The 14,186-nt window shown below is 73.6% G+C and carries 16 protein-coding genes; 7 read left to right on the forward strand and 9 right to left on the reverse strand.

Features of this window, described 5'->3' with window-relative positions:
- Nucleotides 1-16 precede the first annotated feature (16 nt).
- Nucleotides 17-676, forward strand: a complete 660-nt coding sequence (locus ACE3QY_RS20970) for a DUF2306 domain-containing protein (protein ID WP_374458006.1) — start codon at nt 17-19, stop codon at nt 674-676.
- On the opposite strand, the gene ACE3QY_RS20975 is transcribed toward ACE3QY_RS20970, so the two are convergent.
- The 5 genes from ACE3QY_RS20975 to ACE3QY_RS20995 all read right to left on the reverse strand — a co-directional run bounded on the left by ACE3QY_RS20975 (nt 655) and on the right by ACE3QY_RS20995 (nt 6,154).
- Nucleotides 655-1,299, reverse strand: a complete 645-nt coding sequence (locus tag ACE3QY_RS20975; protein WP_374458007.1) for a response regulator — start codon at nt 1,297-1,299, stop codon at nt 655-657. The genes ACE3QY_RS20970 and ACE3QY_RS20975 overlap by 22 nt on opposite strands.
- Complete coding sequence (locus tag ACE3QY_RS20980; RefSeq protein WP_374458008.1) at nt 1,296-2,426, reverse strand: sensor histidine kinase; 1,131 nt, start codon at nt 2,424-2,426, stop codon at nt 1,296-1,298. Before ACE3QY_RS20980 ends, ACE3QY_RS20975 begins: the two co-directional genes overlap by 4 nt.
- Before the next feature lie 64 nt (nt 2,427-2,490).
- On the reverse strand, nt 2,491-3,699 hold the full coding sequence (locus ACE3QY_RS20985; RefSeq protein ID WP_374458009.1) for a hypothetical protein: 1,209 nt from the start codon (nt 3,697-3,699) through the stop codon (nt 2,491-2,493).
- A gap of 31 nt (nt 3,700-3,730) precedes the next feature.
- On the reverse strand, nt 3,731-5,281 hold the full coding sequence (locus ACE3QY_RS20990; protein ID WP_374458010.1) for a hypothetical protein: 1,551 nt from the start codon (nt 5,279-5,281) through the stop codon (nt 3,731-3,733).
- A 114-nt stretch (nt 5,282-5,395) separates the two neighbouring features.
- Nucleotides 5,396-6,154, reverse strand: a complete 759-nt coding sequence (locus ACE3QY_RS20995) for an alpha/beta hydrolase family protein (RefSeq protein ID WP_374458011.1) — start codon at nt 6,152-6,154, stop codon at nt 5,396-5,398.
- A gap of 81 nt (nt 6,155-6,235) precedes the next feature.
- Here ACE3QY_RS20995 and ACE3QY_RS21000 point away from each other — a divergent pair, with 81 nt between their 5' ends.
- The 5 genes from ACE3QY_RS21000 to ACE3QY_RS21020 all read left to right on the forward strand — a co-directional run bounded on the left by ACE3QY_RS21000 (nt 6,236) and on the right by ACE3QY_RS21020 (nt 11,257).
- Nucleotides 6,236-7,906, forward strand: a complete 1,671-nt coding sequence (locus ACE3QY_RS21000; RefSeq protein ID WP_374458012.1) for a serine/threonine protein kinase — start codon at nt 6,236-6,238, stop codon at nt 7,904-7,906.
- Between the two features lie 117 nt (nt 7,907-8,023).
- A complete protein-coding gene (locus ACE3QY_RS21005; protein ID WP_374458013.1) occupies nt 8,024-8,611 on the forward strand; it encodes a hypothetical protein in 588 nt (195 codons plus the stop codon).
- A complete protein-coding gene (locus tag ACE3QY_RS21010; protein WP_374458014.1) occupies nt 8,608-10,185 on the forward strand; it encodes an alpha/beta fold hydrolase in 1,578 nt (525 codons plus the stop codon). Before ACE3QY_RS21005 ends, ACE3QY_RS21010 begins: the two co-directional genes overlap by 4 nt.
- Before the next feature lie 9 nt (nt 10,186-10,194).
- The gene (locus ACE3QY_RS21015; protein ID WP_374458015.1) at nt 10,195-10,689 is read left to right on the forward strand and encodes an RNA polymerase sigma factor; all 495 of its coding nucleotides are present in this window, start codon (nt 10,195-10,197) and stop codon (nt 10,687-10,689) included.
- Nucleotides 10,679-11,257, forward strand: coding sequence for a hypothetical protein (locus ACE3QY_RS21020; protein WP_374458016.1), 579 nt, complete (start codon nt 10,679-10,681; stop codon nt 11,255-11,257). Before ACE3QY_RS21015 ends, ACE3QY_RS21020 begins: the two co-directional genes overlap by 11 nt.
- Before the next feature lie 7 nt (nt 11,258-11,264).
- On the opposite strand, the gene ACE3QY_RS21025 is transcribed toward ACE3QY_RS21020, so the two are convergent.
- Nucleotides 11,265-12,149 carry a homocysteine S-methyltransferase family protein gene (locus tag ACE3QY_RS21025; protein ID WP_374458017.1) on the reverse strand — a complete coding sequence of 295 codons (885 nt, stop codon included), beginning with the start codon at nt 12,147-12,149 and terminating at the stop codon, nt 11,265-11,267.
- Nucleotides 12,146-12,439, reverse strand: coding sequence for a virulence factor (locus ACE3QY_RS21030; RefSeq protein WP_374458018.1), 294 nt, complete (start codon nt 12,437-12,439; stop codon nt 12,146-12,148). The genes ACE3QY_RS21025 and ACE3QY_RS21030 overlap by 4 nt, the downstream gene beginning before the upstream one ends.
- Before the next feature lie 119 nt (nt 12,440-12,558).
- Between ACE3QY_RS21030 and ACE3QY_RS21035 the strand changes: the two genes are divergently transcribed.
- The gene (locus ACE3QY_RS21035) at nt 12,559-13,167 is read left to right on the forward strand and encodes a DUF5709 domain-containing protein (protein ID WP_374458019.1); all 609 of its coding nucleotides are present in this window, start codon (nt 12,559-12,561) and stop codon (nt 13,165-13,167) included.
- A gap of 5 nt (nt 13,168-13,172) precedes the next feature.
- On the opposite strand, the gene ACE3QY_RS21040 is transcribed toward ACE3QY_RS21035, so the two are convergent.
- Both ACE3QY_RS21040 and ACE3QY_RS21045 read right to left on the reverse strand, forming a co-directional pair.
- A complete protein-coding gene (locus ACE3QY_RS21040) occupies nt 13,173-13,784 on the reverse strand; it encodes a maleylpyruvate isomerase N-terminal domain-containing protein (RefSeq protein ID WP_374458020.1) in 612 nt (203 codons plus the stop codon).
- 38 nt (nt 13,785-13,822) lie between these two features.
- Complete coding sequence (locus ACE3QY_RS21045; RefSeq protein WP_374458027.1) at nt 13,823-14,173, reverse strand: TraR/DksA family transcriptional regulator; 351 nt, start codon at nt 14,171-14,173, stop codon at nt 13,823-13,825.
- Nucleotides 14,174-14,186: the final 13 nt, after the last annotated feature.

Below are 14,186 nucleotides of genomic sequence, written 5' to 3' on the forward strand. Positions count from 1 at the left end.
CGGCGAGGCTCGTGTCATGACGACGACCGCGCTCCGCCCCGCCGCCCCGACCCGGACCCGACGGGACTGGTGGATCCCCGCGAGCCTGCTCGCGCTGACCTTCGTGCCGACCGCCGCGGGTGCCGCCCGGCTGGTCGACCTGTCGTCGGGCCGCACGGAGGAGAACGCGCGCTTCTTCGACCTCCCCGTGCCGATCCTCGTCCACATCGTCGGCGCGACGACGTTCTGCGTGCTCGGGGCCTTCCAGTTCATGCCGTCCTTCCGCCGTCGCCGGCCGAGGTGGCACCGCTGGAGCGGACGGGTCCTCGTCCCGGCCGGGCTGGCGGCGGCGCTGAGCGGGATGTGGATGGCGGCCTTCGCCGAGCTGCCGGTCCACGACAACACCGCGCTCATGTGGTTCCGGCTGCTCTTCGGCTCGATCATGGTGGCCGGCCTCGTGCTGGGACTGGTGGCGATCCGCCGTCGCGACGTCCGCACCCACCAGCGCTGGATGGCCCGGGCGTACGCCGTCGCGCAGGGCGCCGGCACCCAGGCCGTGGTGCTCGGCCCGATGGTGCTCTTCGTCGACCAGCCGGGCGGCACCCTGAAGGCGAGCGGGATGGCCTTCGCGTGGGTGCTCAACCTGGCCGTGGCGGAGTGGCTGGTGCGGAGGTCTCAGTCCAGGCGGCGGGTCTGATAGGCCCAGAGCGCCAGCTCGACACGGTTGCGGGCGCCGAGCTTCATCATCAGCGCGCCGAGGTGGGTCTTCACGGTGCTCAGCGAGATGTAGAGCTCGGCGGCCACCTCGTGGTTGGTGAGGCCCCGGGCGACCGCGACGAGCACCTGCTCCTCCCGCTCGGTCAGCGGTGAGGTGGGCTGCGACGGGGCGTCGCGGTCGGCGTACGTCCGGAGCAGGCGGGTGGTGACCGACGGCGCGATCAGCGAACCGCCGTCGGCGGCCGCCCGCACCGCGTGGGTGAGCAGCTCGGGCCCGCAGTCCTTGAGCAGGAAGCCCCTCGCACCCGCGAGGAGGGCGCCGTAGACGTACTCGTCGAGGTCGAAGGTGGTGACGACCACGACCGCCATCGGGTCGGGCACGTCCGGCCCGGCCAGCGCGCGGGTGGCCTCGATGCCGTTGAGCCGGGGCATGCGGATGTCGAGCAGGCAGACGTCGGGGCGGAGGGCGCGGGCCTGCTCGACGGCGTCCTGCCCGTCGACCGCGGTCGCGACGACCTCGATGCCCTCCTGGGCGCCGAGGATCATCGCCAGCCCGGTGCGGACGATCTCCTGGTCGTCGGCGACGAGGACGCGCAGGCTCATCGGCCCCCCTCCGCGGGCAGGGTGGCAGTGACGCGCCAGCCGCCGCCCGCTGCCGGTCCGGCGGCGAGCGTGCCGCCGAGGAGGGTGGCGCGCTCGGTCATCCCGACGATGCCGAAGCCCCGGGCCGACCGAGCCGTCGGACGGCCGTCGTCGGTGACGACGAGCTCGACGTCGTCGTGCCGCCGGCACACCTCGACGCGCACCGAGCTGGCCTCCTGCGCGTGGCGGCGGGCGTTGGCGACCGCCTCCTGGGCGATCCGCTGGAGGGCCGCGGCCACCGTGGGGGAGAGGTCGTCGAGGTCGTCGGCGAGGTGCACCTCCACGCTGGGCCCGGCGCCGGCCGTGACCGCCAGCCCGGCGAGGTCGTCGAGCGGCCGGTCGGCCGCCTCGTCCTCGGTGCGGAGCATCCGGACCACCTTGCGGGTCTCGGCCAGCGTCCGCGTGGCCTCCTCGTCGATGCGCCGGAGCGCGTCGCGCGCCGCCTCCGGCCTCGTGTCGGCCACCGCGAGGCCGGCCTGGGCGCTGATCGCGATGGCGGTGAGGTGGTGGGCGACCGTGTCGTGCAGGTCGCGGGCGAGCCGCTCCCGCTCCTGCTGGCGTACGACGTCGAGCTGGCGCGTGCGCAGCATCGACCGCGAGCGCAGGGCCGCGCCGACCGCGGCGGCAGCGACCACCACGGCCGAGCCGCCGATGCGGTCCGCCGGGGGCAGCGGCTGCGCGACGAGCGACGTGCCCGCCACGAGGAGGAAGAGCCCGAGCCCGGGGACGAGGTCCCTGCCCCGGGCCCAGCGGGTGAGGGAGTAGGGGATCAGCAGGCCGACCACGGCGGTGTTGAGGTCGTCCGGCTCGTGGCCGTCGGACGCCCAGCCGACGACCATCTCCACCGCCACGACCACCGCGAACACGGCGGCCATGAGCAGCGGCTGCGTCCGTCGGGCGAGCAGGGTGGGCAGCCACACCAGGAACGTCGCCAGGGTGAGCCACCGCCCGTCCAGGTCCGGCCGGAGCACGGTCTCGACCACCGCCAGCACGGCCACCAGCGCGACGAAGGCGCGGTCCCACCCGGTGGCGGGCGACGCGTCCGGTGGCGCGGGCAGGCGCCACAGCGACCGGACGAGGGTGAGCATGACGGAACCGTAGTGGGCGGGACCCGCGACCCGGATCGGCCGGATGGCCGAGTCGCCGGTCGTCCTACGTGGCGGGCTTCCGCCGACGTACGCCGGTGAGGAAGAGGTCCACCCCGAACGCGATCACGGTGCCGACACCGATCAGGCCGAGGTCGCGCAGGATCCCGGCCGAGGCTCCCTCGATGGCGACGAAGGACGCGCACGTCCGCTGGGCCAGCATGGCCTCCTGCTGCCGTGCCGAGAAGCTCATCGTCCCCGCCGCGAGCGCCTCCGGCGGGAGGTACTGGTCCTTGACCTCGGTGCCGGGATCGGGACGTCCACGCTCGATCGAGCGGGGCAGGGCGCTGCGGCACGTCCAGGCGGGCGCGCTGCCGAAGTTGGCGTCGGGGCCGGGGAAGGTCGCCCCCTCCTGGAGGATGTGGTCACCCAGGTCCAGCGACGTGACGCCCCTGACGACCTCGAGGTTCGCGTCGTAGTCGGCCTCCAGGCCGGCCTCCTCCGAGGCGACGACGAAGATCGCGACGGTGCTGTCACCGTCCTCGGTGTCCGTCGTGCGGGCCTGCCCGGTGAGCTGCGCCGTGCTCAGCACAGTGGGCAGCCCCGCGACGGCCGGCAGGGAGACGTAGCAGCCCTCGAGCACCGACCGTCCACTGGTCCAGTCGGCGAGGAAGTGGATGGTGAGGGGGGTGAGCACGTCACGCCATCCGGGGACGTCGACCTCGACGAACACCGCGTGGGGGACCTTGGTGGCCGTGGGCGACAGGTCCTCGTCGGCCGGATCGGTGGGCACCCCGGTCACGAAGGGCGCGAGGCCGTTGCCGGTCCAGGCCTCCAGCCCCTCGAGCACCTCGTCGACCTCGGCGTCCTCCGGCAGGCCGTCGGGGATCGCGAAGCGGGCGGTCGCGGACTCGCCGAGGGCCTCGCGGTTGTCGATCCAGAACTCCGCCGTCGGGGCCAGGGTGAGCCGGACGTCCACCGGCTCACCGCACTCGCCCACCGTGACCGCCATCGACAGGGTGAGCCCGCGGTCGAAGGCGCGCTCGACGAGCGGATCGGCGACCCCCTCCACGACGACTCCGATGCCGCGCTGCTCGGGAGGGGGCCGGACCTCCACGCGGATCAGGGCTGCGGCGGCGATGACGCCGAGGGCGGTGATGCACAGGCCGAGCCCGATCCTCAGCGGGGACACTCCCCACGGCGGCCGGGTCCAGCGCGCGTCGAGCACGACGCCGAGGACCCCCAGCGCCACCGCTGCGGCGACCAGCCACCACACGGTCAGGACGACCCGGGTGCGCGCCGGGTGCTCACCGCACCACGACCTGGAAGGACCGTCCGTCCACCAGGCGGCACCGCACGACCTCCGAGATGCTCCAGATGAGGAGGGGCTTCAGGCGTCCGCACGGCTGCTTCAGCACGACGCACTCCAGCTTGGTGTACGACGTCTTGTAGGGGATCGGCTGGGCGCCCGGGCACCGTGAGTCCGAGCTTGCCCTCGCCAAGGCTTCCACCGTCCGATTCCCCGACGGGTCGACCACCTCGATGTAGGCCGGCTCGCGGGTGCTCGAGGTGAGGGCCAGGTCCACGTCGTCCTCGCACTCGTCGAGGCCGCACACGTCCTCGGCGTCGTCGATCGGCTGCTTGTCCACGTCCAGCAGCCGCACCGAGCTGACACCCGTGCCGCGGTCGGCGAGGTTCACGCCGACGTACCACCCCTGCGCCGACTCGAGCACCAGCGAGCGCTCGACGTCGGGCGAGGTGGGGTCGAGGACGATGGTGTCCGTCACGTCCAGGTCCGCGATCCGCGGACCGCGGAACCGCACCTCGACCTCGCGGACAGTGGGGCGTCGGGAGGACGGGAGCCGCCACGGGATCACCTTGGCGAGGTCGCGCACCCGGCTCTTCCCGCCGGCGTTGCGGATCTGGACCGAGGCCGCGCCCTTCGGCCAGTTGAGGACGAGGTCCACGTTGCGCGACGCCGTGCTGTAGGTGTCGCGCGTCTTCCTGCTGCGGATGGTGAGGTAGGGGTTGGTGCTGGCGTCCGGGGGCCGCACTCCGTCGGGGCACCCGTTGTACGGCGCTGCCGCGGGCACGCCGGCGACGTCCGGGCAGGAGTCGGCCGCGTCCCCGACGCCGTCCAGGTCCGCGTCGGGACAACCGTCGGCGGTGACGCGGCCCGTCGCGCCCTGGCCCTCGCAGTTGTCCTGGGTGTCCGCGACACCGTCGCCGTCGGAGTCCTGCGGGGTGAAGCGGACCCGGATCCGGGTCGGTCCACCGGGCGTCCCGGCGTCCTGGCAGGTCGCCGGTTCACCGGAGCAGCGCCCGCCGACCTGCACGAAGTAGACCCGGTCGCCGGTCACGGCCACCTCCGCGACGGTCTCGTCGCCGGGCCCCGCGACCTGGTCCGCGCACCCCACCGACGTGTCGGCTCCGGTGAGGGCGGCGGTGCCCCACGTGGACTCCGGCGCGGAGCGGACGAGCAGGACCGCGTCGTAGCCGGGCGTCTCGACCGTCACCTGGATCCGACCGTTCGCGCCCGGGTTGAACCGCGCCCACCCGGTGCGACCGGCGTACACCGGGCCCGAGGCCGTCAGGCACCCGTGCAGGCCCCCGCCGGACGCCACCTCGTCGGGCTGCAACGTGAAGGCACTGGTGTCGAAGGCTGCCGACGCGAGCTCGCGCGCGGCACCGGCGTAGGGGATCTCGGCGCCGCTCCCGGTGACGTCGTTCAGCGTGACGCCGTCGAAGGTGTCGTAGTCGCTGCCCGCCACCGCGGAGGCCCCGACGAGCGCCAGGCACTGCGCCGCGACGACCGCGAGCGCGAGCGGGACGACCCGTCCCCAGAGAATCGTTCGCATGGTCATCACCCCGTTCGAGGCCGGCCCGACCCGGCACCCGTGATCCGTCCAGAGTAAAGGGATTCGCGGGGACGATGACCTGCGCGGACGGGGTGGCCTAGACCGTTCAACCGGTCAGCCGTCGAGGTACTGGTCGGCCCAGGCGCTGATGATCCGCGCGGCCCGCTTCGCCTGACCGGGGGCGGTCAGCAGGTGGTCGGAGCCCTCGAGCGACACGAAGTTGCGGGGGTGACGCGCCGCCCGGAAGATCTCGCTGGCGTTGGCGATCCCGACCGTGTTGTCGGTGGGCGAGTGCATGACGAGCAGCGGCCGCTTGAGGGTGGTGATCGCCTCGTGGAGGTGCGCGCGGCGTACGTCCTCGACGAAGTCGCGCTTCATGGTCAGCGTCTTGTTGCCGAAGGTCGCCGGCGCCTCGCCCTCCTCCATGACGCGCTCGACCACGGCGTCGTACTGGTGCTCGACGTGGGAGGGGTCGTAGGGCGCGGCGACGGTCGCGACGGCGCGCGCCTGCGGGACGCCGCGGGCGGCGGCGATGACGGCGGCGCCGCCGAAGGAGTGGCCCACGAGGAGGTCGACGGACCCGCCGGTGGACTCGAGGAAGCGCGCCGCCTCGATCGTGTCGGCCACCTTGTGCGAGAAGGAGCCGTCGCCCCAGTCGCCCTCGGAGTCGCCGAGGCCGAGGTTGTCGAAGCGGAGCATGCCGATGCCCTCGGCGGCGAGCTGCTTGCAGATCCGGGAGGCCGCCGGGCAGTCCTTGCCGAGCGTGAAGCCGTGCGAGAACACGCCCCACCCGCGGACCTCGCCGGACGGGAGGTCGAGGATCCCGGCCAGCGTCTCGCCGGAGATGCTGGGGAAGGTGACGCGCTCGGCCATGCGCTCATGGTGCCCGATCCGCGCCCCGCCGCGCGTCGTCGGGATCGAACCGACGAGGGGTGCAGTCCGTATCCTCATGGGGTGACGACGTACCAGGGCCCGCAGGCGCCGCCCGCCGGGCTGACCGTGGGCGGCTACACGCTGCGCGCCCGCCTCGGCGAGGGCGGCATGGGCGTGGTCCACCTCGGCCAGAAGCCGGGTGAGCGGCCGGTGGCGATCAAGGTGCTGCGCCCGCACATCGTCGGCGACGACGAGGCGCGGCGACGACTGGCGCGGGAGGTCAGCTCGCTCAGCCGGGTCCGCAGCCGCCGCATCGCCGAGATCGTCGACTCCGACCCGTGGGGCGACATCCCCTACGTCGCGACCCGCTACGTCCCGGGCCTCTCGCTGCACGACCACGTGCAGGAGGAGGGACCGCTGTCCGGCAGCGACCTGCTGTGGTTCGCCGACTGCCTCGCCGAGGCGCTCGATGCGGTCCACTCGGTCGGCGTGCTGCACCGCGACATCAAGCCGTCCAACGTGATCATGGAGGGCCGCACGCCGATCCTGATCGACTTCGGCCTGGCTCGCGTCGCCGACGACTCGCGCATCACCATGAACGGCTGGCTGCTCGGCACCCCCGGCTACCTCGCGCCCGAGATCCTCTACGGCGACGACGCGACCGTCGCCTCCGACGTCCACGCGTGGGCCGCCACCGTGGCGTACGCCGGCACCGGGCGCGCGCCGTTCGGCCGCGGGCCGTCGGTGGCGATCATGGACCGCGTCCGGCGCGGCGAGCACGACCTCAGCGGCCTCGACCCCGCGGTGCTCGAGCTGGTCGAGGAGGCGCTCGCCCCGTCCGCCGAGGACCGCCCGTCGCTCGACGAGGTCCGCGACTGGGTCGAGGACCTCGCCGGCGGTGAGCCGCGCGAGCCCCGGGTGCAGCCGCATCCGGTGACGCTGCCCTACGCCGCCGCGGCCCACCAGGGCTACGCCGCGCCGACCGAGGTCGACACGCCTCCCGCGGAGCCGGTGCACTGGTCGTCGGACTGGGGCTCCCCGATGGAGGGGTTCTACGACGACCGACCCGCTCCCGACGCCTACACCGTCCCGCAGCGGCAGACCCGCGCCCTCCCCGACGGCACCACGGAGTACGTCTCCGGCGAGTACGGCCCGGCTGCCCGTGAGCGGGTCCCGGCCGGGGAGCGGCTGCGACGGACGCTGCTGCTGCTCGCCGGCGCCGGCGTGGTGACCGCTGCAATCGCCTTCGCCCCGTGGATCGCCCTCGCCGTCATCGCGGTCGCCGTGTGGATCCTGCGCAGCGGCTCGATTGCGGCCAGCTCGTCGGCCGCCCGGCGCGACCGCCGCGGCGCTCGGTGGTACGACGGCATCCAGGTGCTGCTGGCTGCGCCGTGGCACGTCGTGGCCGGCCTCGGCGGGACGGTGCTGCTGCTCTTCTGGAGTCTCGGCATCGCCGTCGCGGTGGCGCTGGTCTGCTTCGCGGCGTCGTTGTCGATGACGACGTCGCTCACCGTCATCGGTGTCGCCTTCGCCCTCGGCACCTGGTGGGGTCCCGGGTCGGAGCGCCTCCAGTCGCCGGTCCGCCGGGTCGTCGACCCGCTCGCCCGCCGTGGCGTGCCGTGGCTGCTGGTGACGCTGCTGGTCGCCGCCCTCGCCTCCGGGCTCGGCGCCGGCGTCTCGGCGCAGGGCACCGACTGGACGCCCGACGACGGGGCGCCCTTCTCCGACGTGCACCTCCCCAGCTGGCTCTGAGACCGGGGGGCCGCCTGCGCGCGATCATCCGCATCTCGACCCGCGCGACGTAAAGGTCGCAGCAGGGCCGTGACTGTGTCGAGGTGACGGGTCCACACTCGACACGAGGAGGTCGCCATGACTCCGCTCGTCCGCTCCGCTCGCCGCCCAGCCCGGACTCGGCTCTGCGTCGCAGTCGCGTGCCTCGCCCTCGCGGGAGGGTGTGGTGAGGATCCCGGCACGGGCGGGGCAGCGACACCCGAGGCGGCGTCCGCCTCGCCCGGCCCGACGGAGTCCGCGTCGGCGCCAGCCGGCCCGGAGGTCGGCACGTGGGAGTCGGCGCCGGTCACCCGTGACCAGTTCCTGCAGACGCTGAGGGTCAACGGGTTCACGGACTACGTGCGTCGCTTCGGCTCGATACCGGGCTGGTTGCCGGACCGTGAGGGGGTGCTCTCCCTGGAGCTGCGGGACGGCTCGTGGATGTTGTACGGCGCGTTGGACGGCGACGCTCCGACGGTCTTCGACCGTCAGACCTACGAGGTCGTCGACCAGGGGTTCGAGCTCACCAGCGACGTCGGGCAGACCATCCTCCGGCCGTCGATCGAGGGTGAGACTCTCGCGCTGGAGTTCGTCTCGTCCACGGAGCCGGCAGCAGAGGAGATCCCGGTCGAGGCCATCCTGCGCGTCTACTACACGACGGCGACCTTCACGAGGATCGCGTCGTGAAGGCCGCGGTCGTCCTGGTGCTCCTCGGCCTGCTCGCGGCCGCCGGGTGCACCGGCGGCGAGACGAACGGCGACTCTGCCCCTCGGCGCGCCCCCTTCGAGGAGGTCGGCTGCCCGTCCGACGTGGACGCGAGCGTGCTCGCGCCCATCACCTGCGGCTACGTGACGGTGCCCGAGGACCGCACCGATCCGGGTCGGACCATCCGGCTCTTCGTGCTCCGGGTCGAGCCTCCCGAGCGCCTGCACGAGGAACCCGTCTTCATAGCCGGGACGAACCTCGGGAACGCCCCCAACTATGGCGGGATCGCTCCGGTGGCCCAACGCCTCGGGCGGGAGGCGATCCTCCTCGATCCGCGCGGGGTCGGGCACTCCGAGCCGAGCCTGGCCTGTCCCGAGGTCGAGGTTCGACGACGGGCGGTCCTGGCAGCCGCCACCTCGGACGAGGATGTGCGTGCGTCCTTCCTGTCCGCCGTCGCCGCGTGCCGGCAACGCCTGGAGGGCGAGCGCATCGACCTCGACGCCTACACCGTCGAGGCGATGGCCGCCGACGCCGAGGACCTGCGTCGCGCCCTGGGCATCGAGAGGTGGAACGTCCACTCCTACGGGACCGCCGCGCGGATCACGCTGGAGATGCTGAGGTCGTCCGACTCGGGCGTGCGGGCGGCCTTCATGGACTCCCCGGAGCCCGAGCAGGTCGACCCCCGTCGTGAGGGCGCCCTGGCCCTGCGAACCTCGCTCGAGCACGTTGCCGCACTGTGTCGCGACGACATCCGGTGTCGGCGCCAGTACGGCGACCCGTCAGTGACACTCGAGCGAGCGTTGCGCAAGCTCGCCGGCGCACCGGAGCGCATCGAGGTCCTCGACCCGGCCACCGGCGAAGAGGTCAGCGTGCTCGTGGACGACGTGATGCTCCTCCGGTTGCTGCGAGCGGTGATCTCTGACGGCGGGAGCAGCGGCTCGCTCTTCCTCCCGGAGTCCGTGCCGGCTCTGGTGTCGCTGGCCGCGCGGGGGCGTCTGGCCGAGCTCGGCTCCCTGCTGAAGCCCCTCGCCGGGGAGGACACGGCGTACTGCACCGGGTACGTGCCCAAGTGCGCAGACCAGATGGCGCTGAGCGAGGGTGTCTACTACTCCGTGATGTGCCGGGACGCCGGCATCCCCGACGACGCGAAGGGCGTCCAGAGCGACGCAGTGGCCGCCGAGCCGGCGTACGCGGAGATGTTCGGCGACAACCCCTTCGGCGACGTCTGCTCGAGGTGGGGAGAGGTCGAGCGCACCGGTGCGGCGCGACCGCTCGTGGAGTCGGACGTGCCTGCCCTGGTGCTCGTCGGCGGGTTCGCGACGTACAACCGGTTGTCGACGATCCGCGCGGGGATCGACGGGCTCAGCGAGGCGACGGTCGTGGTGAACCCACGGCAGGGGCACAACGTGCTCGTCGGCGCCTGCATGGGGGAGATCCGGCTGCGCTGGCACCAGGACTTCGAGCTCACCGGGCGAGACCTGTCCTGCATCGACGACCGGATGCCGTGGAAGTCCGAGCGCGACCTGCTCCGGGCCGCGGCAGCCGCCGGCGGATGAGGTCGCTCGATGGACAGGGACGAGGAGTTCCAGTGGCTGTTCGCCACGGAGTACGCCGCGGTGGTGAGGGCCACCTACCTCGTCCTGCACGACCACGCGGTCTCCGAGGAGATCACCCAGGACGCCTTCGTCCAGGTCCTCCGGCACTGGTCGAAGGTGCGTGACTACGAGTCACCCGGTGCGTGGGTCCGACGGGTCGCGATCCGGCTCGCCATCCGGCACGCCCGCCGCGAGCAGCGGCGGTCCGTCCTGAGCCGGGCGGCGACCACCGATGCCAGCGCGCACGAGCCGGAACGTGGGGACGACGAGCTCCTCGAGGCGATCCGTCACCTCTCCCCGCAGCAGCGGGCGGTCGTCGTCCTCTTCTACTACGAGGACCGCCCGATGTCCGAGATCGCCGAGATCGTCGGCTGCTCCCCGGCCACCGGATTCGTCCACCTGCACAAGGCCCGCAGGCGCCTGGCGAGCCTGCTGAACGAGGAGGTCGGAACCGATGTCGGTTGACCAGCGGCTCCGCAACGGCCTGCACAGCTCGGTCGGGCACCTCGACCCGGACCACCGTGCCCCGCTCGCCAGGGTGCAGGCGCGCGCTCGTCGTGCGGTCCGTACGGCCCGTTGGGTGGGTGGAACGGTCGCGGTGGCGGCGACGACCTGCGCCGTCGCAGCCCTGCCTCCCGTCCTGGACCGGTTGACCGCGCCGGTGTCGCCCGTTGTCTCGGCCGACGGCATCGTGGGCACCTACGTGGCCGACGTGGCCGACACACCCGGATCGCGCAGGGCTCAGCTCACCGGACGGTGGGTGATCAGCTTCGAGGAGGACGGTGTGCTCGTCCTCGCCGCACCGCCGGAGTACGACGGCACCACCGCCGGGACGGCGTACGAGGTCGAGGGCGACCTGATGCGTACCGACGCCCTCATCGACCACCCCGGCTGCCAGTCCTCGGGAACGGCCAACGTCGGGACGTACGAATGGCGCCTCGACGGCGGCCGACTGCGTCTCACCGCCGTGAGTGACCAGTGCCAGGCGAGAGTGACCCTGCTCGCCGGCCAGGACTGGGTCGACGCGTCCTGAGCGTGGGTCAGGCGGGAGTGAGCGTCGCTCGCATCGCCGCGATGTGGGCCGGCGTCGACCCGCAGCAGCCGCCGACCAGGTCGATCCCGAGACCCGCGAGCCGCTGGGCATGCGCGGCGAGGTCGCCCGGCGTGGCGTCGTACTCGAAGTGGTCGCCGACCACCTGCGGCAAGCCCGCGTTGGACTGCGCGACCAGCAGCACGTCGCCGGTGCGCGCGGCCACCATCTCGGCGGCGATGAGCTCCATCTCCTCGGGCCCGCGGCCGCAGTTGGCGCCCACGGCGTCGACACCGGCGGCCGCCAGGTGCGCCACCGCCTCGCCGGGTCGCACGCCCATCATGGTGCGGACGTTGGTGTCGAAGCTCATCGTCACCACGACCGGGAGGTCGGGCGCGACCTCGCGAGCAGCGGCCACCGCCGCGTCGGCCTCGCCGAGGTCGCTGAGCGTCTCGACCAGGACGAGGTCGATGCCGCCCTCGACGAGTCCCCGGAGCTGCTCGGCGAAGAGCGCCTGCGCCTCCTGCGGCGTCATCGTGCCGAGCGGCGCCAGCAGCTCGCCGGTGGGGCCGAGGTCGCCGGCCACCAGCAGGCCGCGCGGGTCGGCCACCGAGCGGGCGATCTGCGCGGCGTTGCGGTTGACCTCCGCCAGGCGGTCGCCCAGCCCGTGCATGTCCAGGCGCGGACGCGTGCCGCCGAAGGTGTTGGTGGTCAGGATCCGCGAGCCGGCATCGGCGTACCCCGTGTGCGCCGCGCGGATCGCATCCGGGTTCTCCAGGTTCCAGAGCTCACCGGGCGCCCCGTCCTCGAGACCGCTGTCCTGGAGCAGCGTGCCCATGCCGCCGTCGAGCAGGACCGGGCGGGCGGCGCCGAGCAGCGCCGCGAGCCGGCTCATCGGCCCAGCCCGTCGAGGTAGCCGGCGATCCGGTCGCTCGGCCAGTCGGCCTCGAGCTCCGCGACGACCCGGTCGAGCACGTCGGTGGGGGCACCGTCGGCCTCGGTCCACGGCGAGCGCTCCCAGCCGGCGAGGTAGTCGTCGGCGCCGGTGTCGCCGAGGCGCATCGCGGCCTCGTCGATCGCCTCCTGGAAGCGCGGCGCGAGCGTCGCCTTCACCGTCTCGTCGCCGGCGCGGGCCGCGACCATCGACGGCAGCTCGCGCCACCGCGTCACCTGGTAGTCCGTCATGCCGGGAGCCTAGGTCGACGGGGGGACACCGGGCGAGGTCGTCCGGCGGGTGAACGGCCCGTTCAGGTCGGCGGAATCGGGTACGGGGCGTCCGCACGTCATCGACACGAGGAGGACCCATGCCCGACCAGCCGGACATCGACACCGAGATCGGCACCGACCCGGCGGTGGACGCCGCCGGGGACACGACCGACAACGAGAGCTACCACGGCTACAGCGTCGACGACGAGACGCAGCCCCAGGGCGAGGGCGACAGCCTCGTCGACGACCGCGGGCTCGCGGAGCCGCTCGACGAGGGCTACTCGCCGCCGGAGAGGTGGTCGGCGGCGCAGGGCTACGGCAACACCCCGCTCGAGGAGAGCCAGGGCGAGTCGCTCGAGCAGCGCACGGACCAGGAGGTCCCCGAGCCCGATCCGTACGACGTCGCCGACGCGGAGGCCGAGCGTGGCGACCTCGCGCCGCTCGTCGCCGAGGACATTACCGACGGCGAGGCGGTCGAGACCGACCTCGAGGGATCCGACGGCGAGCGCGCCGGCCGGCTGGTCGCGCAGGACGAGGGCGTCCGGACCGACACCGAGAAGGACCTCGTCGCCACCGACGTCGGCATCGACGGAGCGGGAGCCGGCGCGGAGGAGGCGGCCGTGCACGTCGAGGAGGACCCGCTGGCCGAGGACCCGGCGCTGCTGGACTCCGAGGTGGTCGACGAGGAGCCCGACGGCTCGTCGTGAGGTCCTCAGAGGACCGAGAAGCCGGCCGGGAGCCCCTCCCGGCCGGTGGCGGCCCGCAGCAGCGACGTCGCCGCACCCTCGTGGACGGCCAGGCCGGCCAGGAGGTCGATGGCCTGGGCCGCAGGCGCCGGTGGCGGCTCGGCTCGTACGCCGAGCGCCACGGCGAGGTCGGCTGTGTGGACCACCAGCTCGAAGGTCCGCGTCGGCAGGTAGTCGACGAGCCGCATCCCGCCCGCGATCGTGGTGACGACCTCCTCGCCGTGGCTGGCCCCGACGCGCGCCAGCACGCGCTCCGCGATGGCGGCCACCGCCGCCGGGTCCGAGCCCAGCGCCTCGCCGGCCTCGCGACCGCGTTCGGCGACCGCGGCGTGGTCGGCGGAGGCGCGAGCCCACAGGAAGTAGTCGAGCGCCGACTCCACGTCGACGTGGCCGGCCGGCCGGTCGAGGTAGGCCTCGACCGTTAGCAGGGCCCGGCTGGTGTGCCCGACCAGGCTGCGCACGTCCCACTCGCCCAGGCCGGGCTGCGCCCACCGGTCGCCCACGAGCGCGGTCGTGTCGACGAACCAGCCGGCGGCGTCGGTGAACGCCGTCCGGGAGTCGACCCAGGACCACGACATGGCAGGAGGCTACTCAGCCCCGGGCGGCACGGCGTCCCTCATCGGGTGCGCACCGCGCAGTCGATGCAGGTGCGGGTCGCCGGAAGGGCGTCCAGCCGTGCCTGGCCGATCGGGCGACCGCACTGCTCGCAGACCCCGTAGGTGCCGCCGTCGACGCGTGCGAGGGCGGCGTCGACCTCGGCGACGTGGTGGCGCACCTGCCGGACCAGCGCCCCGATCTGCGAGCGCTCGAAGGCGATGGTGTGGCCCTCGGGATCGTGCTCGTCGTCGGCGTTGGTGTCGAGCGACGCGGCGACCACGGCGTCGTAGTCGCCGGTCAGGCTGGCCAGGCGGGGGGGCGCCCGCTGGCGCGCCACCGCCGCGCGCAGCGCGAGGTGCACACCCCCCACCAGCGTCGGCCAA

This window comes from Nocardioides sp., from assembly GCF_041913365.1.
In the GTDB taxonomy this organism is placed as follows: Bacteria; Actinomycetota; Actinomycetes; order Propionibacteriales; family Nocardioidaceae; genus Nocardioides.